Origin of the sequence: Mesomycoplasma ovipneumoniae ATCC 29419 (assembly GCF_028885435.1) — a bacterium.
Taxonomy (GTDB): domain Bacteria; phylum Bacillota_I; class Bacilli_A; order Mycoplasmatales; family Metamycoplasmataceae; genus Mesomycoplasma; species Mesomycoplasma ovipneumoniae.
On record NZ_CP118522.1, the window covers coordinates 239912 to 261951 of the forward strand.

A 22040-nucleotide genomic window follows, 5' to 3' on the forward strand; every position below is an offset into this window, starting at 1 on the left:
ATTTTAAAAATCTCCCTCCCTTAGTCGTTACATTATTTTTATAAAATCTTTTTAAAAAATTTATAGAAAGGTAGAAATGAGACAAACTACATTTATAAAACCGCATGAAGTTGAAAAAAAATGGTTTGTTATTGATGCAGAGTCACAAATTTTAGGGCGTTTAGCCGCGTTTGTCGCTAGCCGTTTGCGCGGAAAACACTCTCCGCTTTTTACTCCTAACGTTGATATGGGAGATAAAATAATTATAATTAACGCTGAAAAAATTTTATTAACAGCAAAAAAAGAAGACCAAAAACTATATTATAGACACTCTGGTTATCCTGGTGGTTTAAAAGTTAGAACTGCTAGAGAACTTCGAGCAAAAAAACCAATTGCTTTAATTGAAAAAGCGGTTTATGGTATGCTACCTCACACAAAACTAGGGGACAAACAAAGAAAAAATCTTTATGTTTATGCCGGAATTGAACACCCACACCAAGGTCAAAACCCTGAAAAATTAGAGGTGAAATATTAAAATGAATCAAGAATTAACTTATTATGGAACAGGAAGAAGAAAATCTTCAGTTGCCCGTGTTATTTTAAAACGTGGAAATGGTCATTTTAAAATTAATAACCGAATAGCAAAAGAGTACCTAAAATCTGATATTTTAATTAAAGACGCTCTACAACCACTTGCTATTACAAATACAATTTCTGAATTTGATATTCGCGTTAATGCTCATGGTGGTGGAATTTCTGGGCAAGCCGGTGCGATTAGATTAGGAATTGCAAAAGCTTTATTAGAAATTTCAGCTGATTATCGTCCAAGTCTTAAAATGTCTGGGATGTTGACACGCGATGCTAGAGCTAAAGAACGTAAAAAATTCGGATTGAGAAAAGCCAGAAGAGCGCGTCAATTTTCAAAACGGTAATTTTTTCTTCCTTTTTAAAAAAATATGATATAATTATAGCAATGTAATTATATCACCTTCGGGAGCGTAGCTCAGACGGTTAGAGCACACGACTGATAATCGTGAGGTCGATGGTTCGATCCCATTCGTTCCCACCATATCTAATTGACTTTAAAAAAACCTTTTTTTCGAAAGGTCCTAAATCGAAGATAAAAATGCAACGTATGGTATAATAATATTATACTTGCATTTTTTTATTTTTGGAGTATCATGGAAAAAAGAAAATTTAAACATTTTAGTTTTGAAGATTTAGTAAAAATTGAGTTTTTATTGCAGCAGAACAAAAGTATTAGATTTATTGCTAGGCAACTTAATGTTGCACCCTCAACTGTCTCAAGAGAAATTAAAAGAAATCTAAATGAATATGGGGTTTATGAAGCTAATTTGGCAATAACAAAAAGGTGGAAAAGATATTATCATAGGTATTATTTTAGATTTGTTGTGTTAGGAAAATATGAGGAATTTAGCAAAATTTTTGCACTAAAATATGACAAAAAAGTCCACGGAGTTAAAGCGACATATTTTTATATAGCAGAAAATTTCCCGAACATTGAAAGACCATCTTTAAAGACTGTTTTTAACTGAATTAAAACTAATAAATGGGTATTAGTTAGGAGTGACAGACTCAGAAAATATTACAAAAAAGGCGGAAAAAGAACCAGAAATGCCGTGCAAAGATTAGTTCCAGAAGGTTATGTAAAACCCATATGAGCACGTGATAAATCCATAGATTCTAGGCAAGATTTTGGACATTGAGAGCTAGATTTAGTAGTTGGCAAAAAGGCTAGCGGACATGATAATATCTTAACTTTAGTAGAAAGAAAAACTAGAAAATTATTTGCTAAAAAAGTGCGAAACAAAAATCCCAGAACCATCAATAAAGCCATCAAAGATCTTGCAAATGAAAATAATTTACATATCAAAACTATCACTTGTGACAATGGGATTGAATTTGAGGAAATTGCGATATTGGCATATTGATTAAAAGTAATAATTTATAAAGCAGAACCATATGCTTCATTTCAAAGAGGTTCCAATGAGCATGCCAACGGATTAATTAGAAGATTTTATCCAAAAGGTTTTGATTTCAACCTAATCAGTGATGATGATTTACAAAATACTATAAGTAAAATTAACTCAATGCCTAGGGAAATTTTTAATTGAAAATCCGCTTTAGAGGTCTTTAATGATAACTTAGTTATTTAAGATTTAAAAAAAATCGCCAAACGGCGATTTCAAAAATATCTATGTGTTGCATTTATGTTTTTAATTTGGGACCTTTTTTTCGAAAGGTTTTTTTAATTTATTTTTAAAAAGTAAATTTTAAATTCGGACTCAAGTTTTTAGATCAATATCATAAATTTTTGAGGGGCGACCTGAACCACGGCCAAAATCGTAAAATTTTGTGATCTGTCAAAATAATTGGCGTGCTTCTTGAAAATTAAGAGGTTTTTGGCCAGAAATATTGGCACTAGTAACAAAAGCAGGTCCGTTTTTTATAAATAATTCTTGAGACTTTTTGAGCCCAGGAATTCTAAATGATTTTTTTTCAATTATAAAAGTAACTGAGCCAGGCCAGTATTTTTTGCTTTTTTGTTTAAGAATTTTGTAACTGCTTGAACTAATTAATGGCTGTATTTGTGATATTTTCCCCACTAAAGTTACGATTTTTTTGCTAACATCACGGTTTTTTATTTTATAAATTGCCTCAAGATCCAAATCATGATAAAATGAACCAATTCCAACAACAGTATCTGTAGAACAAATAAATAGTTTAGAATTTTTATGGATTTGCTCCTTAAAAACGGCATAGTTTTGCGCAAATAAATCGCTAAATTCATGGTCATCTTCAATAAAAATGACAAGACTGTTCATCTTATATTTTCAAAACAAAATGTGGAAATTATTCAACAATTTTAGAACAAATATTTTATTTTTAGACAAATTAAGTCCGTTAAATAAATGTTTTTCTGAAATTAAATTTTGACTTGCAAGTCAAAATAAAAAATTATTAAAATATGGAATTTTTAAATTAAAGCAAAAATTGAATCTAATGGTTTTAGACTCCAAATCTGAAAAAAATGTTGTAAAAATAGATGTTTTTACTTTTGTTAGTATTTGTTTTTGATTATCATAAAAACATAGCAATGAGTGCGATTTATTATAAAATAATTCCAATTTCATTTTAACACTTTATTTTTAGAATTGATCTGCTTTTTGTTTAATTTCGGCAATTAAGTCCCGAATTTGAATAGCTTCTTCAAAACGGTTAGCATTAGAGGCGTTTCTCATTTCTTTTTCTAAAATTTGTATCTGTTTTTCTATCTCTTTTTTATTCATTTTTTTCTCGTGGAGAACTTTGCTTAATTTTAGAGCATTTGGATTTATGCTTTCAGGAATTGGTTTTTTTATCGTTTTTGGAATTATTTTGTTTTCCTCATTGTGTTGGATTTGAATTTTTCGTTTAGCCAGATTGTCATCAATAACTTCTTGAATTATTTTTGTAATTCCGTCAGTAAAAAGGACTACTTTTCCTGATTGATTTCGAGCAGCGCGACCAATTATTTGAATTAATGATGTTTTTGACCTTAAAAAAGAAGCAAGACCTGCATCTAATACAAGAATCAATGAAACTTCCGGAATATCAACACCTTCACGAAGCAGATTTATACCAACAATTGCATCAAAAATTCCTTTACGTAATTTAATAATAATTTCATCACGTTCAAAAGTTGTCATTTCTGAGTGCAAATAATAGACATTGTGCATTTTTTTTTCTTGCAAATATTTGCTAATTTCTTCAGCGTTTCGTTTTGTTGTTGTTAAAATTAAAGTACGTTCCTTTTTTTCTTTTTGCAAATCTAAATACTTAGAAATTTTTGCCATTTGATTATCAGTATTTTCAATTATAATTTCAGGATCAAGCAATCCAGTTGGCCTTATAATTTGACTAACAACTTCGCCGTCAGTTTTTTCAAGTTCATATTGAGCTGGTGTGGCTGAAACAAAAATTTTAGGCTGCCTAAATTGTTCAAATTCATATAATTTTAAAGGACGATTATCAAGCGCGGAAGGAAGACGGTAACCATAGTCAACAAGAGTTTGCTTGCGACTTCGGTCACCTTTGTACATTCCATCAATTTGCTTGACCATCTCGTGAGACTCGTCAATAAAAATTAGGGCATCTTGGGGCAAATAGTCAAGCAAGGAAAATGGCTGTTCATCTTGCTGGCGGCCGTCAATATGACGGGCATAATTTTCAATTCCAGAGCAAATTCCAAATTCACTTAAAGAGTCAATATCATTATTAACACGGTCTTTTAGCCTTTGTTTTTCGACAAGTTTATTATTTTGCTCAAAAAAAAGTAAGCGCTCTTCAAGCTCAATTTTAATAGATTCAATTGCTTTGTCAATTATAGATTTTTTAACACTATATGCAGTGGCAGGATAAATTGTATAGACCGAATAGGTTTTTATTAGTTTTTTTGAAACTGGCTGAATTGTGCTGATTTTTTCGATAGTATTGCCAAAAAATTCAACCCTGATATTAAAAGTCTCATCTCATGCTGGAAAAATTTCAATTACATCACCTTTTGTTGAAAAAAGTCCCGGTTTTTGCTCAACTGGGTTATTAAGATACTTAATTCGTGTTAATTTTAAGGCTAATTCTTTTGGTTTTATTTCCTGACCAACATTTAAAAGCAAAAAATTATCGTGATATTCATTCGGGTTTAGAGTTCCATAAATTGCCGAAACTGAAGCAACAACAATAGTATCATTTCGTTCAATCAAGGAATTGAGGGCTGACATTCTCATTGCTTCAAGATCAGCATTTGTTTTACTTGTTTTTTCAATATAAACATCTTTTGAAGGAAGGTATGATTCAGGGCGATAAAAATCAAAGTATGATACATAAAATTCAACCCTGTTTTCAGGAAAAAATTCCTTAAATTCTGTATATAATTGAGCCGCGAGCGTTTTATTGTGCGACAAAACTAACACTGGTTTGTTAAAGTGGGCAATTACATTTGCCATTGTAAAAGTTTTTCCAGAACCAGTTACACCCATCAAAATTTGCGATTCTTTACCAGTTTCAATGTTTTGAATTATGCTTTTTATTGCTTTGGGTTGGTCACCACTAGGTTTATAATTTGACTTAAGGTTGAATTTATTAAATTTTTTTTCACTTATCATTTGAAATCAGACCGTTTTTTTGGAGAATAAGAGAAATTTTAGCACAAATTTCCTTTATTCGATTATATTTATTTTTGTGGTGCTTTGTCTGATTGATTTTTTTTGGCTTTTAGACAAAAAAGGAAAAAAATTAAATTTTAAATACTATTAAAAGCAATAATTTTAGCAGTTTGTGGTATAATTTTTTTATTTAGGAATGAGGAAAATGAAAAAAATAAAAAATTTTAAAAGAAAAATAAAATTTTTGACACTTCAGACAGGTTTATTTGCAACCGTGCCTGTTATTTTTGTTGCATGCACAGATAGCGAAATTCCTGAAATTTCAATTCAGAATATACAGTCAAAATCTGTCGAACTTTTGCTAAATAATATTGCACTAACTCCACAAGACAATATAGCTAAAATATTCAAAGTTGAATTGAGAAAAGAAAACACCGAAAACTATGAGCAGGTTAAATTTTCAGCTTTTCGCGCACTTCATGACAATAAGCCCAAAATTTTGCTAAAAATTAACAATTTAGACGCAAAAACTAAATATGTTGTTAGAATTACTCGCATTAACGGTCAAGAAGAGGAGCAATTATTTGTTCGCGGAAATGTTTTTCAAACTAATCCAAATCCAACAATAATTCCTGGTTCATTCCAAAAACTAGATGCAACTGACCCTTCAAGCCAATATGATTTTAAGGTTTCAATTTCTGATACAACTTTGAACTCACAGCCAATCGATGTTCAATATAGAAAAGCCAACGCACTTCGATCTAATCCTGAAACACAAACTTTTACACATAACTTAAGATCTGATCAGTCTTTACATGTAAGCCTAAAAAATCTTGAGCGAGACACAACTTACATAATTTCCGGTCTTTATGATCAAAAAGGTAACATGCTAAGTTTTGATGAGAATTTATTCCCATTAACTTTTAGAACCGATGGCGATATCGTTGGTGTCGAGGTTTCTAATAGTAAATTCCCGGGGCAAATTCATAGTGATCTTCAGAATATTGATGTTGATTTTAAGGTTAAATTTAGCCGCGGAATAGTTAATGCTAACACTGTAAATAATTATAATCTTGTTTTTAAGCGTGAAAATACTGGGGTTCAAACCGGATTTGATCAAATTAACAATAAAGATATTGAATATTTAGCAAATTATGTCAGACCTGTCGAAAATGAAGATAATACTTTTATTTTTAGAGTAAAATTGCCTTGAAGATCACAAAATAATTTTTACAAAATTGTTGGCGGTTATAACAAACTTTTTACTGACAGTCATATTTTTGATCAAAATCTTGTTGATTCACCAAATATTTTGAAAATTAACCCGGCAATTTTAGACCAAAAATTTCAAATAGATACTTAATTATCAAGGGTTTTGTATTTAAATGGAAAGAATTAATTTTTCTCGTTACTTTAAATTGCATACTCAACAAAAATATTTTATTTGAAACAATCCAGATGCACAAAATTCGGATGAAATTGAGATAGATGATAATGATGATTTTGGTCAAGAACTTTGAGATTTTGACTCTTTTCATGAAAATGAAATAAAATTTCCCGAATTACATGAAAATATTTTTAAAAGTTTTAACAAAACATTTTACTTTTCTATAAAAGAAAAGTTTGCTGACAAAAAAGTTTGCCTTGTTTCTAAAATTTCAATTGATGAAAAAATTGAACAAACCATTGATTTTTACAAAAATCAAAAATGTGATATAATTTTTAATCCTGCCTTTGAATATAAAAATGCATCGGCTAATCCGTCAGTTTTTTTTGTTTTTAACAAAAAATTAAGTATTTTAAAACTTTCTACCTCAACTAAAGTCAAAGATTATTTAAGAGCAAATTGAGATTTTTGAATATCAAATTATATGCTTCGAGAAATTACCGGTGATTTGAACCCGATTGATGAAGTATCTTATTTTTTAATTAACACTGTTGAACATCCAATAAAAAATAAAATTGAATTTCATGAAACATTCTGAATTTCAAGGTATAAATCAGCAAAAACTGTATCCAAAGCTGATTTTGAAAGTGGAAATATTTTCCTTGCAAAAAAAATTGCAAAGCAAAATGGCCTTAGTTTAGATGAGTTTTGGGATAATACATTTTTGGAAAACAATAAAATAATAAACAACTTATTCAGAAATCAAATTGAAAAAATTTCTAAGGTTAAAGATAAAAAAGTTGTTCACATGATCCCTGTCAATATTGCTATTGATGAGATAATTGATGCTAAAAATGTAACAAAATTTACTAAACCTAGCGAAATTGATAACAGCGCCTTTGAAAAAAGTGCTAACTTTGCTTTCCTTGTTGAACAGTTTTATCCTCAACTGACTGGTATTAGTGGAACACTTTTAAATTCTAGAAAAATTTTATCACTTGTTAATGATGAATCTAGGCTCATTTCTTTTGAAACAAATTCATATTGATATAATTTTTTCAAAAGAAGTAATTCAATAATTATTAATGAAATTGAAAATTTAGAAAGCTTCATTAATAAAATGAACGGCAAAAAAATTGTTTGATATGATTTTGAAGCACTTTCCTTGCCTTTTCCAGCTATAGATTATGCCCAACCTTTTCAACAAATTGTTACTCAAGTTTCAATTGTTGTTACTGATAATGGAAAAATTTTGCCTCAGGATTTTAACAAAACTAATGTTGTTTTTGACCCTAAAACTTATAGTTGAGATAATTTTTGCAAAATAATTGATGAAATTTATCTCGAAAGTGCTGATTTTTACGTTGTTTTTAACAAATCATACGAACTTACAAGACTTAAAGAAATGGTTAACATAATTTTTATGCATTACCAAGAAAATAATTCATATCATGAGGCGATTGAAAAAATTCAAACATATCGAAAAAAAGTTGATGAAATAATTGCCAAAACTATTGATTTAAAAGATCCATTTTCAAAATATTGAATTGTAATTTCTGATCTTAAAGGTTTTTATTCAATTAAAAAAATTGAAAATTTTATTAATAAATATAATTACAATTTGGATCACTTAATAACACCTTATAAAAAATTAGCCGTAAAAAATGGTCTTGAGGCAATGATTAAAGCCGTTGATCGTTATTTCAATTACATTGGAGACATTGAGTGAATAGAAGTTAGAAAAAATTTACAAATCTATTGCCAAAATGATGTTATAGCAATGATAATGGTTTGAGATTTCTTGAAATTTGTTTATGAAAACAGGGATAAATTAACACATATTGAAACAAAAACACCTAAAAAGGTTGTGCTTTTTTAGGTGTCCCCAGTTTCCCAGAAAAATAACTATCAAAGCAAAAACACAGAATTTTAAACCTAAGCCTCATGAAAGAAAAATCTAGTTATTTATCAAATAAAGCAAACTAAAAAAACTAAAATTCTAACTTAAAAAGCAAAATCATTAAAAAAACAACTACTATTTAAACTCAATGCAAATAGAAAACTCGTTTTTACTTACATTGAGCCTAAAAAAACATATGAAGTTTTGAAAGAACAATAATCAAAAGCCATAAATTTATAGATTTCTAAACGGTTAAATTTAAGGCATCCCATCATATTTAAAAATATAATGGATAATTCGCACTATCAGAGCACATTAGACAAAAAACATCAATAATTCCTCCTTAATTCAATATTAAAATTTATCAATTCATTCTTAGTGTGACTCATTATAACATAATTTTATTTTAAACCAAGCATTTTTTTTTTTTTTTACGAAGGTTAATTTTAAAATAATAAAAATTAAAATTTTAACGCCAAAAAACCCGGATTTACGGGTATTTTTGCATATTTGTATTCAATAAAAAGTGAATTTTTACCATTAAACTAGGAAACTCTGGAAAATAGGGATAAATTAGCACATATTGAAACAAAAACACCTAAAAAGGTTGCGCTTTTTAGGTGTTTTTTTCATCTTTAGTAGTTAAATCAGTTAAATATTGCTTACCTTTTGAAGTTATTCGGCGACCTCTAGGGGTTTTTTCAATTAATTCTTTTTCAATCAGTGGCGGTTCGATTATATTAATAATTGTTTGACGATGTTCCTTTAAAACATTAGCAAGAACGTCGAGTGCGACAGATTTTCCTTTAAAAATTTTGAATAAGGTATTTAAATATTCGATGTTTATTTGAGAAAGACCTTGGTTATAAATACCAATGCTGTCAAAAGTTTTGTTGACAATTTCACGGTCAATTTTCTTTTTATTTAAAACAAGCGCAAAATCACGAATTCTTTTTAATAAATTATTAGCGATCCGTGGAGTGTTATTTGAAAAACTGGCAATGTATTTAATAATTTCCTTGTTGACTTCCAGTTTCAAAATCGCTGCCGAATTTGAAATAATTTGAACCATTTCCTCAGTTGTATAGTTGACAATTTTAGCAATATAGCCAAATCGATTTTGCAAAGGTGTTGAAATTTGCGCTAGTTTTGTTGAGGCAGCAATTAGTGTAAAATGTGGCAATTTCATTCGCATAATTTTTTGCTCGCCGTCAACCCCAATTTGTAAATCAATAACAAACTCCTCCATCGCTGAATATAAAAGCTCTTCAATATTTTTATTAATTCCGTGAATTTCGTCAATAAAAAGAATTGTGTCCTGAGAAATATTTGCTAAAACAGCAAGAACATCGGCCTTTTTTTCGAGCAGTGGTCCTTGTACATACTTAATTTTGGATTCAAGAACGTTTGCTACTATATTTGCTAAGGTGGTTTTGCCCGTTCCAGGAGGTCCGTAAAATAAAATATGGTCTAAAGCCTGTTTGCGTTTTTGCGAAGATGAAATTAAAATTTTCAGTGTTTCAACCAATTTTTGTTGGCCAATAAAATTATCAAAATTTGTTGGCCTAACTTCTAAATTCTCTGGCATTTGAAATAATCTTGATAGCCTGTTCTATTAAGTTTTCGAAATTTTCATTAGGCTCAACTTTTGTCAGTGCATAATTAATTTGGTTAGGTTTAAAGCCAAGCATTTTTAGCGTTTCTTCAAGTTCGGATGATGTTTTTTCTTCGACTGAATTATTTTGGAGAATTTCATCATTCAAATCATCAGTTCTATCAACTTCTTTAGAATCAGTTTCAAGAATATTTTCCTGATTTTGTTTTCTGTCATTCTCAAGGAATTTTTTATATTTTCCGTGAAATTCAAAAACAATTTGTTTAGCATTTTTTTCGGAAAGATAAGGAATTTTTGAAAGAGCTTTTCAATCATTTGCAGCTATTAAATTAATTGTGTTTTGCACACCGCCATTAAGAACAGAAATAGCCGTTTTTGGACCAACCCCTTGAATTGAAATTAAATCTTCAAATAAAATTCTTTCACGGAAGCTTGCAAATCCGTAAGTTATTTTTGAATAATCATTTTCATATTCGTAAAGATAAATTTTTCTATTTTCATCGATATTAAAACGGTCAATCCGCGGAACATATAGTAAATATCCGCTTCCTTGATTTTCAATAATTAAATAATTTTTATTTTTTGAGACAATTTTTCCATATTGATAAATTTGCATTTTTGCTCCCTTATAGTAATTTGTTGCAACCTAAATTAATTTTTTAACCGTTTTTGGCCAAAAAAAGGAAAAAATTAAGAAAAAGAAGCAAATTTTATTATTTTTATCAGTAATAGAGAGGAAAATTCTTATTCCCAAAGTTAAATTTTGTTATATCTTGCTTTTTAAAAACAACTTTTACTTTTTCGCGACGAGCATATTCGCCAAGTGATGAAACAACTATGTCATTTCCATCGCTAAAATCGGTAAAGTCATTAAGATTCTTAATAAATAAAAAAGGTGGTTTATTAATTGCTAGATAATAAAAAAGCTTAGAATCAACTATTTTTTGATAACAAATATTAGGAATATGACTAATATTTGTCTCAGGTATATTAATTTCTGTTTCAATTAAAAATGTTAATTTTCCAAAATCAATTGGAAAATTACGCAGTTTTTGTGCGATTATATAGTTAATTTTGTAAATATTTTGTGAATGATCATATGACGGGTTTTGGGTTAAAAATTTTAATATTTCATCGATTTTTTGGTTGCTATGAAAGTCTAAGTCAAAGACGCTATAAACAGGGTTTTTATTATCAAATTGATAAATATGGGCAAGAAAATGCTTTTCGATATTAAATATTTGCTGAGCTTGACTTTTATTGTCAATAATTGACTTAAACTGGCCGCTACTTGAATTTACCTCAAGAAATGAGGCTTTTTTTGCTGTTATTAGGTTAAAAAATTTTTTTATTTCTATTTTTCAGTCATAATTTATTTGACTGTCTAAATTTATAATGACTCAAGACAAAAAGTTACCTAAATTATGGGCTTTTGCAAAATTTTTGTATGAATTTCTAATTTTTTCCAACATTTTAGGCGATTTTGCACATATTTGCATAATCAAAATATTTTCAAAGTGAAAAATGGAAAAATTAGAAATTTTAACAAAAAACGGAAGAATTTTGTTATACGAAATATAAAAATTTTTGGCAAAATCGGCACTTATTTCAAAAGGAAAGCTAAAACTTACCAGAAAACTTGGACTGGCAAAATCAAGAATTAGTTTGTCAACTAGTCGATTTTTAAAGGTTTTTTTGTATTTAGCTATGTCAAAAATTGATTTTTGGATTTGGATCAGAACAAATCCGTTTTTTGAGCTATCCTGAAAAAAAACTTGAAAATTATTGTTAAAAAGAAATCTTTTTTGAAATTTGACAGTGATTGATCCTTTCCTTCAATGGTCAATCCGTGAAAGAAATAATTTTTGGTATGGCTCTTCAAGGAGAGAAATAAAATCAGATTGACTCACCCAAAGTCCTGTTAGTAAATTGTTGTTTTCAACAATATATTTCAAACTAGGAAGTGAAAAAACATCGCTCACACGGATTCTTTTTAAATCGGCATCATAAGTAAAAGGAATTAAAGGGAGAATTTTTGTTTTTTTATTATTGGCAAAAAGTAAAACTATTATCAAAAAGCAAACAAAAAAAATACTAATTAGCAAAATTAGCGCAACTATTAAATAAGTTTGAACTTGTGCAGACATTTTTACGAAATTTTTTCAATGGACTTATGAGTTTTAACAAGTGTTTTTATCCCTTTATCACCAGGAATATCGAAAAATTTAACCAAAATTGAGTCAGCGCGCACTTCCAAAATGATTCCTTTACCAAATTTTAGATGAGATATGTGATTTCCAGGGGCAAATTCAACATTTTCTGAATCAGTTTTTTGGTAATTAAGCTTTCCAGTTGCATCAAGTTTACGAAATTGATAAAACTGTTCAGCCTTAATTTTCATCTCTTTAATAAACGGTGAAATTGAATTTTGATTAGATTTTCAACGGCGACCAAAATCATTATGAAAACTACCACGAAATCCGTTTGTTATATATAAAACTTTTTTTGCACGGGTTACTGCGACAAATGCTAGCCTTCTTTCTTCTTCGTATTCGCTCTCAAGATTTTGGTCAAGAACTTTTTGCGAAGGGAAAACCCCTTGATTCATCCCAACTAAAAAAACATACTCAAATTCAAGTCCTTTTGAAGAATGAACAGTTAATAAGTTAATTCGATTTGGGCTTTCAGTTTGTTCAAAGTGAGAAATAACTGCATAATCAAGGTAGTCAGCTAATTTTTTGTTAGGATTTTGGATTTGTCAATTATCAAGTGATTCATAATATTTTCCTAAAAGTTCTTTTGTGTCTTCTTCTTGTTTAGGATCTTTTATCGAACTAAAATAGTTAATTTTTTTCAAAAAAGAGTCAAGAACTTGTGAAAAAAGTTTAAAAACTGTCGGATTTTTTTCTTCAATTTCGATCTTGAAACGTCTTGCAGCGGTTATTCGTTCGAAAAGATTTTTAATTTTGGCTTGATTTTCAATAGTTAGCGGAATTTTACCGTGAGTATCTAATAAATTGATTTTTCCTGAATAGTATTTAAATAAAAAATCGTACAAATTAAGTTCAAATTTAGCTGCTAAATCATTCAGTTTGTTAATTGTTATGGCGCCAATTTTTTTTGCAGGCACATTAATAATTTGCTCAAAAGCATAAGGATCGGAATTTTCAATGACTTTTAAAAAATAAATAGCTTCACGAACTTCTTTTTTTGCAGCAAGAGGAGAATTTCCGTGTTTTATATAAGGGATATTGTAGGCATCAAATTTGTTAATTATTTGTGCAAAATAAAAATTTGAACGTGCTAAAATTGCAATATCGCGATAATTTACTTTGTTTTTTGTGATTAAATTTTGGATAGTCTCATAAATTCAATCAACTTCAGCGCCTCTTTCATTGCCAAGATCTTCAAAATGAATATCAATTTTTTCGGTTGAATGAGCTACTAAATTCTTTTTTATTCGGTTTTTATTATTTGCAATTAAATGGTTGGCCGCATCAAGAATATTTTGTGTTGAACGGTAATTTTTGTCAAGAATTACCGTTTGTAAATCAGGATAGTCATTTTCTAAATTAAGAATAAGCGATGGATCGGCACCTCTTCAAGAATAAATAGTCTGATCAGGATCGCCAACAACAAATAATTTTGTATTATCTTTGATAAAATATTTTAAAATAGAATACTGAATTAACGAGGTGTCTTGAAATTCATCAACTAGCACAAAGTCAAATTTTTTCTGTCAACGCTTTGCAATTTGTGGACTTTTTTCAAATGCTATCTTAGTATAAAGCAGTAAGTCGTCAAAGTCAATTATGTTATTTTCCCTTGTTTTTTCGATATAATTTTTATAAACATTGGCCTTAATTAATTCAGCCTCAGTATTTGCGAGCTTGAGCGCTTGAGCTGGGGATTGCTCTAGATTTTTGGCTCTTGAAATAAATTCAATCGCTTGAAATGCACTAATTTTTTTATCGTCTTTATCTTCAGTAGTTTTAAGATTTGCACCTAAAAGTTTTTCAATAATTTTACGCTGATCTTGCTCATCAATTATATTAAAACGGTAATCATCTATTTGAATTTCGTCAATTTCAACGATATTTTTTGCTTCAGTTCGCAAAATTAAGTTGCAAAGCGAGTGAAAAGTTAAAATTTGAATGTCTTTTGCCTTTTCATGAACCAACTTTTCGACACGAGTTCGCATTTCTTCGGCAGCTTTATTTGTAAAAGTTAGCGCTAAAATCCGATTGGGATATGCCAAGGATTCATTAATAATATAGGCAATTTTTTTTGTTAAGACAGTTGTTTTTCCGGTTCCGGCGCCTGCAACGATTCTGAGATGCGAACTATTACTAATAACAGCGATTTTTTGTTTGTCATTTAGTTGTGAAAGAATATTTTGTGATGACATGATTAATTAACCTCCCAATGAATTGAACTAAAATTTGCATGAATTGAACTTAAATAATCCGCTTTTATAAGCGTTTTTTTCAAGCAAATAGTTGTTTTAGAAAAAGAATCAATAATTGTTAATTTTTTTGAACCTAAAATTGAGAGGTTATTTACAATTAAGAAGAAAAAGTTAACTTTTGAAAATAAAGCGGGAAAACTTAAGCTAATTTGTTGGAAAAAAGTTAAATTTTGACTTGAACTTTTAAAAGTTTGAAAAAAGTTAAGATCAATTCCAAAACTAAGATCTAAAATAATTGAGGAAAACAAAAGTGAAAATATTCAATTAAGACTTAAAAATGCTTCCCTTTTTAGTAAAATTCAGAATTTTTTGGAAAAATTAGGGTTTTCATCAAAAAAAACAAGTTTAGTTTTTGTTAAAAACAGTCCAATTGTTTGCTTTAAAAAAATAACTAAAAAAATGCGGTAAAAAATTACAAGTAAAAAAACAGTCAGAATTCAAAGATAAAATTTTATTTTTGATCACTCAGTTAATACCAAAAATAGGTAGAAAAATACTAAAAAAGTAAGAAAAAGAAATACAAAATCAATTAATCCTGCAAAGGAACGTCTTCAAAAACCTGCTTTTACAAAATCAATTTTCAATTTAATTTTATCCTTCTTACATTAAAATATTTTTATTTGTTCTTGGGAAAGGAATTACATCACGAATGTTATCAATTCCAGTAACAAACATTAGTAATCTTTCAAAACCAAGACCAAAACCACTTGAGCCAGGGTTACCAAATTTACGCAAATCAAGGTATCATTGGAAATCTTCAACTTTCATATTCAGTTCGTTCATTCGTTCAAGTAGTTTTTCATAACGAACTTCACGTTGAGACCCACCGATTAGCTCACCAATTCCTGGAACTAAAAGATCAAAAGCTGCTACAGTTTTTTCATCATCGTTCTGGTGCATGTAAAATGCTTTTAGCGATTTTGGATAATTAATTACAACAACAGGGGCGCGGAAAATTTGCTCAGATAAAAACCGTTCATGCTCAGTTTTTAAATCAGCACCAAAAAACAGGTTCTTTTCCTCAAATTTATCAATGTGTTCTGAAAGTAATTTAATTGCTTGTTCGTAAGTTACTTGGGCAACTTGAGAATCACAAAATTGAATTAAACGGCGGCGCAAGTTTTTATCGCCAACTTTTTCTAGAAATGCAAATTCATCTTTGTTACGAATTATTACAGCCTTTATTACTTTTTGAAGCAATTTTGTCGCTAATTCAATAATTTCATCAAGATCAAAAAATGCCACTTCAGGTTCAATCATCCAAAATTCAGCAGCGTGTTTTCTAGTATTTGATCTCTCAGCGCGAAATGTGGGGGCAAAAGTGTAGACTTTTTTAAAACCAAGAGCATAGGCTTCAGCATGAAGTTGCCCTGTAACACCTAAAGTTGTTTTTTTGTTAAAAAAGTCTTTTTGTTCATCGTCAACAATAAAAGTTTCACCAGCACCTTCGCCATCATTTGAGGTTAAAATTGGTGCTGAAAAATTAACAAATCCTTGACGACGAAAAAATTTATGAATTTCATAAAAAAGTGAAGATCTTAGTCTCATTATCACACGAAAAAGTCGAGTTCTGTGACGAAAATGTGGAATTTGCCTTAAAACTTCTAAGGAAATTTCTTGATTTTGAATCGGAAAATTATTGTTATAATTGCGACCTTTAACTTCTAAATCCTCAACTAAAACCTCACCATTTTGCTGGCGCTCAGGGGTGCTTGTAAAAACACCACTAATTTCAATAGCTTCACCAATTGCTAAATTTTCTACTTTTGTAAAGTCAATATTATCACTTTTAAGAACACATTGTAAATTTTTAAATGACGAACCATCGTTCAGTTCGATGAACATTATTTTTAGATTACCGCGAATATTTGTGATTCAACCTTGAACTGTAATTTTCTTCTGATCATACAACTCAGGATGTATAAAAACTTCATTAATTGATACCGACATTTTATTTACCCCATTTTTCAAATATTAAATATTATACCAGAAATTACTGGTATTTTATCTATTTTTTTTAAATTATATAAAAATTAGATTAAAATCCCAAATTTCACAGTTTGATGAAATAATCTTAAAAAAGTGTCCGGTTTTTAACTTTTCTGGCAAACTCAGGAAAAATAACTATCAATGCAAAAACACTAAATTTTAAATCTAACACTCGCGAAAGAAAAATCTACTTATTAATCAAATAAAATAAACTAAAAAAGCTATAATTTTTACCTTAAAAAGCAAAATTATGAAATTTCTAAACTACTTTTTTAGTTTAAAACACTGGCAAAAATCAATTTATGATAAAATGACAAAAATCATAAAAAAATACAACTACTATTTAAACTCAATGGAAATAGAAAACTCGTTTTTATTTACATCGAGCCTAAAAAAATATATGAAGTTTTGAAAGAACAATAATCAAAAGCATTAAATTTATAGATTTCTAAACGGGTAAATTTAAGGCATTCCATCATATTAAAAATATAATGGATAATTCGCAATGTCTGACTTTTTTAGACAAAAAACATAATCAAGTCCCCCTTAATTCAATGTCAAAATTTATTAATTTATTCTTAGTGAGAGTTATTATAACATAATTTTTTCTTAGACCAAACATTTTTTTTTTTTTTTGCAAAATCTTAATTTTAAAATAATAAAAATTAAAGTTTTAGGTCAAAAAAACCCATATTTACCGGTATTTTTTCATATTTAGATTCACTAAAAAGTGAATTTTTGCCATCAAACTGTCAAACTCAGGTATTTCCTGAGTTTCCCAGTTTCATAAGGTAATTTTAAAAAAGCATCTGGTTTTAGGTACTTTTTTAAGTTTTTCGGTAAAAGTTAATAACAATTTTTTTACTGATTTATTAACACATCATAGTAAAAATCATACCTATTTCAAATATTCGGATCACTAGGAACACCATCTCGATTTTTAAATATCATTTGCTGATCTAAAGTGTTAAATTCGACCCTTTGTCTTAATTTTTGCAACATCGTTACTAAACTAACCTCAGTTAATTGATTGTTTTGAAATAACTTGTTATCACTAATATGTTTGTTGATTTTAAATATTATAGTTTTTAAAATAACTAGTGAGATAAAACACAAAAGTGTATGAGCTAGAATGTGCTCGTCAATTCTTAAAAATACGAGTAGAATATTCAACAAACCTTTTAGACTTCTAAAATTAGCTTCAATATTCCACTGTTTTTGGTATTTTTCAACTATGTCTAAGACATTTGAATTTAGTATATTTGTTTCATAAACATAGTAACCATCAAATTGTTTGTCTTTGTCAATTTTACTTTGATCTAATTCAAATTTCATGTTTGAAATTTCCTTAAAATATTTAGGTTTTTTGCCAAACAATTTGTTTACTTCAATAAAACCATCTTTATTTTGCTTTTTAATAAAACTTTCGATTTGCTCTTCGCGAGCTTTGCTGTCTTTTATCGCTCTTTTTTGCACTGTAAGTAATAATTCTTCTTCTAATATTTTCGGTGTATCTTTTATTCTTATAAGATGAATAAAATTCTTCTTTTTATACTTAAAATCCGCACTTACATTAACATAATCGCTTGGATCTAGTAAATAATTTTTGAATTTTTGAGTTCCTACCTTTGCACGATAAGAAATAATGAAATTATAGTTTCTTGATTCAAGAAATCGAATATTTGCGGCAGTTGACATGCCACGATCAGCGATTATTGTCATATTTTTGATATTATATTTGGATTCAACATCTAATACAAAAGGGATTAATGTACTAGAATCGCCGGTATTTCCTTTAAAAACTTTAATATGAAAAGGAATACCATTTTTATCACACGCTAAGCCAATGACAATTTGGTCTTCTTTGAATTTAGCATCTTTAGAATAACCAGGAATTCTTAATCCATTTCTTTCAAATGTCTCAAAATAGACTGTTGATGAATCAAAATAAAATTCACTGTCCCTTTTTCCAAGTTCGCTTATAACCATTTTGTTGACACTATTTAAAAGTTGATTTTGTGACTCATAGACAAGATCTAAAAGTCTATAAAAGCTATTTTTGGAAGTATTTATTTGATTTGAGTAGTCATCCTTTTTATCAAAAGCATTAATAATGCTGCCAGGATCAGTGATCCGTTTTGAAATTAAGTAGTTAAAAATTTCCTTCATATTTTTATGTCTACTTTTAGGAAGTGATTCAAAAAATATTGTGCTTTTCAATAAGTTTTTTCAATTAATTCCCCGCCAACAAAAACCGAACCTTCTGATTATGCTTGAATTTTTAATAGAATCAAGTAAAATAGCCTTGACTTTATCTTTGTCATCTAAATTTGAAAACAATTTCAATTTTTCTTTGATAATTTGAACAGCATTTGGATTAATTTTTTCCAAATTCCGCTCATTTCCTAAACTAAATCAACGTTTTGGATCTTTGGAATAACCTTGTGTTCAGCCAACATATTTATATGGTTTATCTTTTGAAGATCCTCAAACACTAAATAAAAACAAATTTTGTTTTTTCATAATGTATAATTATACCATAAAATTACTTAAAATGCTACCAAATGCTACCAATTAAAATTAAGGTTTTACATTCAAAAAGCACCGATTTACGGGTCTTTTTTCATATTTATATTCACTAAAAAGTGAATTTTTGCCTTCAAACTGGGAAACTCGGGATATTTACCGGTATTTTTTCATATTTAGATTCACTAAAAAGTGAATTTTTGCCATCAAACTGTCAAACTCAGGTATTTAGCCCATTTTCCAAATATTAAAAAATATACCAGAAAATACTGGTATTTTATTTATTTTTTTAATTTCAATAAAAATTAGACTAAAAATATAGATCCTAAAAATTATTGCTTTCCGTCTTCTGCAGTTACAAAATTAACTTTAATATTTTCAACATCAAAAGCAAACTGGAAAGAATTTCCTGATCCGGCCCTAATTCGGTTGATAGTTCAGAAAGTATCGACCTCCATAACTGGAATAATTGGCGCAAATTCACGAATTATTTTTTCAAAAACTAGCACAAATTCAAAAACTCTGTTCTGAGTTCAGCCTTCTTGTTTTTCTTTGTGTGTAAAAATTGCATTGAAAAATGAGTCAATTCTGTTGTTATATTCGTCTAGGGGCTCAGAAAATTCTGGCACTAAAATTGGCTTATTATTATAATCAGTTGCAGGAATTTTTTGTTCCTTGTCAAGGTAGACTTGTTTAAAAATCGGCTTTCCTTGGGCATCAAGTTTCAATTTTCGGGTGATTAGTTCTTCAAATTTCTTTAAAAAAATGTCAGAAATCTCGAGTCTTTTTGCAATTTCAGCTCTTTGCTGAGGTGAAATTTGATTTCACATTTTCCAGTAAGTCATTGAAGAGGCCGGATTAGACTCAAGTCCTGAAAATTTATTATCACTTGGCGAAATTTCATCTGTGTTGAAAAACGCTTTTATATATGAATGAGGTTGAGAACCACCGATATTGAAAAAGTCAAAGTTTTTCATTGTCAAATCAAAGTCACCAGTTGAAAGTCTTTGTTGGTAAATTCCATCAGGAAGTCTAACAGGGTCAATTTCGATAAAATTATTGGTATTTCGGGCTAGAATGTCCTGCAGTCCAATAGCAACTTTTTCTTCGGCATCATCTTTATAAATAAAAGTTAGTTTAACCTTTTCAACATTAGGATTATTCTTTTTAAATCTTTCAAGGAAAAATTTTGAAGTCTGCGGACTATAAGATGAATCGACTCTTGGGACAGATTCAAATCAAACCCCTTTTGCTAAATGTGAGCCATAATTTTGGGCTAAAACTGGAAATTCAACTTGTTTTCCGTTTGAATCTAGAAATTCTGAACGGTAGTTTCTGTTTTCCAAAAAGGTCTCCAAAGGATAGCCCCGAGAAGTTAGTATACTATCAAAATTAGTTCAAGTTGTCTGTGGAAAAGAGTGGTCAAGACCGTATAAATTCAGTAAATCAATCCGATTTATGCCATAAAGAATCGCTTTTCGCAGATCTGAATCTTGAAGGTAAGATTTTCCTTTTTTGACATTATCTAAATTAACTTGGATTCCAATTGTACCATATCCGGTTTGTTTTTCCATGTATCTTCTTGTTCTTTCTTCAGATCAGAATTTAGACTGAAAAGTTGAAGGAATTTTGGTTTTTGCAATGTAACCATCAAGGAAAAGTGACGATAAAAGTTCGGGTTGTTCGGCAAAAAAGACTTTAATTTTATTAGGAATGGTTTTATCTGATGAATAATAACCTTGTCTTTTTGTTAGAATCATTGAACCTTGAGACCCTAAATTAAGTTCAGAAATATCAAAAGGACCATTAATTAAAAATTTTGAAAGATCGGTTCCAAAATTATTAATCCCGCCAGCTTCAATCTCGACAAATTCCCGATTTATTGGGAAAATTATATCAGGATGAATTATCTGTCTAAACAAGTTAATGAATTTTTTTGCCGCTGAGTCTTCAAATTGGATCCGGAGTCCATATTCATCTCCGGGCAGAAAATCGTATCTTGGAATCAAATTAGGACCGTCAAAAACTTGTGAAGGATCTAAAAATGGATTTTTTGTCAGTTTTATTACTGATCTTTGGTTGTTTTGAACAACGTTAATTTCGGTTGAATTAGCACTAAAATTTGGATTTAGTGATAAATTAGCCTGAACTAGTTCAACAACTTCCTTGTTTGTCATTTGTTCAAAAATTTGACCTGTATACATTCCAAAATTTCTTGCATTTTCTTTAAATTGTCCGACATATTCTTCATCACCAGAGTTTTGAGATTCAAAGACTTTTTGGTTAAAATCAAGACTGACTTTGCCAGTTTTTTCATCTTTTACATATCTTTTTTGACCAAAAGGATTTAGATAAGGATTTCCAAATTTTGAGACATAATCTTGTTGGAGCGAGATCATTTTTTGGGCATTTTTAATATTTAGTGAAAGAACTTTGACTAAATTAGGGGATGCAACATTAATATTTAGTACATACAAAATATAGTCAATAAAATTTTGGGCAATAACAGGTTGATTATTTGCTCATTTTGAGGCACCTTTATTGAGAAAAATTGAAGTTGAGACAATTGACTGCGAAGAATTTTGAATTCCAACAAAGGATTTTGCTCCTCCACTTGAGGGTGCAACTGAACCAAGAGCCAGTCCAAAATCACTAATTGTAAAAGAAGAACCATCCGGAGTAATACCTGCTGGGTTTTGCAGTATTTCATCACCGACCGTGCTTTGAAGATTTGTATTATAAAGCTCAAAGGAAATTGCCGGTAAATTTAATTTTGCCCCATATGAATTTGAAGCAGATGGACCTGGTTTTACAAAAGATTCAACTAAAGAATTAAGAATTTGGTGGGAAGAATTATTTTTTACGTAATTTAAAGTGTTAATTGTTGTTGTTGAAACTCCAAAGTCAAATTCTTGACGATTTCTTTCAAGAGCAGAAGCACATGAGAGCAAGAAAAAAGTTGGAACTACAACAAAAGAGTTTAAAATTAGTAACTTTTTAATTTTTTTCAT

Annotated in this window: 16 protein-coding genes and 1 tRNA gene; 6 read left to right on the plus strand and 11 right to left on the minus strand. The window is 29.2% G+C overall.

The window, feature by feature from the left end:
* Positions 1-76 precede the first annotated feature (76 nt).
* The 4 genes from rplM (at position 77) to PWA39_RS01035 (ending at position 2156) form a co-directional block, all read left to right on the plus strand.
* The gene (gene rplM, locus PWA39_RS01020) at positions 77-514 is read left to right on the plus strand and encodes a 50S ribosomal protein L13 (RefSeq protein ID WP_069099661.1); all 438 of its coding nucleotides are present in this window, start codon (positions 77-79) and stop codon (positions 512-514) included.
* Position 515: 1 nt separating this feature from the next.
* Positions 516-911, plus strand: coding sequence for a 30S ribosomal protein S9 (gene rpsI, locus PWA39_RS01025; protein ID WP_010321069.1), 396 nt, complete (start codon positions 516-518; stop codon positions 909-911).
* A gap of 60 nt (positions 912-971) precedes the next feature.
* Positions 972-1048: transfer RNA gene (locus PWA39_RS01030), tRNA-Ile, on the plus strand.
* A 112-nt stretch (positions 1049-1160) separates the two neighbouring features.
* On the plus strand, positions 1161-2156 hold the full coding sequence (locus PWA39_RS01035; protein WP_274827472.1) for an IS30 family transposase: 996 nt from the start codon (positions 1161-1163) through the stop codon (positions 2154-2156).
* A gap of 117 nt (positions 2157-2273) precedes the next feature.
* Here the strand turns inward: PWA39_RS01035 and PWA39_RS01040 are convergent, their stop codons facing one another.
* Both PWA39_RS01040 and uvrB read right to left on the minus strand, forming a co-directional pair.
* Complete coding sequence (locus PWA39_RS01040) at positions 2274-3134, minus strand: L-threonylcarbamoyladenylate synthase (RefSeq protein WP_081311159.1); 861 nt, start codon at positions 3132-3134, stop codon at positions 2274-2276.
* A gap of 15 nt (positions 3135-3149) precedes the next feature.
* Complete coding sequence (gene uvrB, locus PWA39_RS01045; RefSeq protein ID WP_069099629.1) at positions 3150-5144, minus strand: excinuclease ABC subunit UvrB; 1995 nt, start codon at positions 5142-5144, stop codon at positions 3150-3152.
* Positions 5145-5349: 205 nt separating this feature from the next.
* On the opposite strand from uvrB, the gene PWA39_RS01050 reads away from it, so the two are divergent.
* Positions 5350-6507, plus strand: coding sequence for a hypothetical protein (locus tag PWA39_RS01050; protein WP_240534049.1), 1158 nt, complete (start codon positions 5350-5352; stop codon positions 6505-6507).
* 22 nt (positions 6508-6529) lie between these two features.
* Complete coding sequence (locus tag PWA39_RS01055) at positions 6530-8410, plus strand: DUF2779 domain-containing protein (protein ID WP_069099630.1); 1881 nt, start codon at positions 6530-6532, stop codon at positions 8408-8410.
* A gap of 637 nt (positions 8411-9047) precedes the next feature.
* Here PWA39_RS01055 and ruvB read toward each other — a convergent pair.
* The 9 genes from ruvB to PWA39_RS01100 form a co-directional block, all read right to left on the minus strand.
* Positions 9048-10019, minus strand: coding sequence for a Holliday junction branch migration DNA helicase RuvB (ruvB, locus tag PWA39_RS01060; RefSeq protein WP_069099631.1), 972 nt, complete (start codon positions 10017-10019; stop codon positions 9048-9050).
* Positions 9997-10662, minus strand: a complete 666-nt coding sequence (gene ruvA, locus PWA39_RS01065) for a Holliday junction branch migration protein RuvA (RefSeq protein ID WP_069099632.1) — start codon at positions 10660-10662, stop codon at positions 9997-9999. Before ruvA ends, ruvB begins: the two co-directional genes overlap by 23 nt.
* Before the next feature lie 103 nt (positions 10663-10765).
* Positions 10766-12193: a hypothetical protein gene (locus PWA39_RS01070; protein ID WP_069099633.1), complete on the minus strand. Its 1428-nt coding sequence runs from the start codon at positions 12191-12193 to the stop codon at positions 10766-10768.
* A 2-nt stretch (positions 12194-12195) separates the two neighbouring features.
* Positions 12196-14454 (minus strand): ATP-dependent helicase, encoded by a 2259-nt coding sequence (locus tag PWA39_RS01075; RefSeq protein WP_069099634.1) that lies wholly within the window; start codon positions 14452-14454, stop codon positions 12196-12198.
* A gap of 2 nt (positions 14455-14456) precedes the next feature.
* Positions 14457-15098 carry an RDD family protein gene (locus PWA39_RS01080; protein ID WP_081311160.1) on the minus strand — a complete coding sequence of 214 codons (642 nt, stop codon included), beginning with the start codon at positions 15096-15098 and terminating at the stop codon, positions 14457-14459.
* Positions 15099-15114: 16 nt separating this feature from the next.
* Positions 15115-16464, minus strand: a complete 1350-nt coding sequence (asnS, locus tag PWA39_RS01085) for an asparagine--tRNA ligase (protein ID WP_069099635.1) — start codon at positions 16462-16464, stop codon at positions 15115-15117.
* A gap of 704 nt (positions 16465-17168) precedes the next feature.
* Positions 17169-17291, minus strand: coding sequence for a hypothetical protein (locus PWA39_RS01090; RefSeq protein WP_274827473.1), 123 nt, complete (start codon positions 17289-17291; stop codon positions 17169-17171).
* Positions 17292-17364: 73 nt separating this feature from the next.
* The gene (locus tag PWA39_RS01095) at positions 17365-19026 is read right to left on the minus strand and encodes an IS1634 family transposase (protein ID WP_274827474.1); all 1662 of its coding nucleotides are present in this window, start codon (positions 19024-19026) and stop codon (positions 17365-17367) included.
* 335 nt (positions 19027-19361) lie between these two features.
* Positions 19362-22040: an ABC transporter substrate-binding protein gene (locus PWA39_RS01100; RefSeq protein WP_069099222.1), complete on the minus strand. Its 2679-nt coding sequence runs from the start codon at positions 22038-22040 to the stop codon at positions 19362-19364.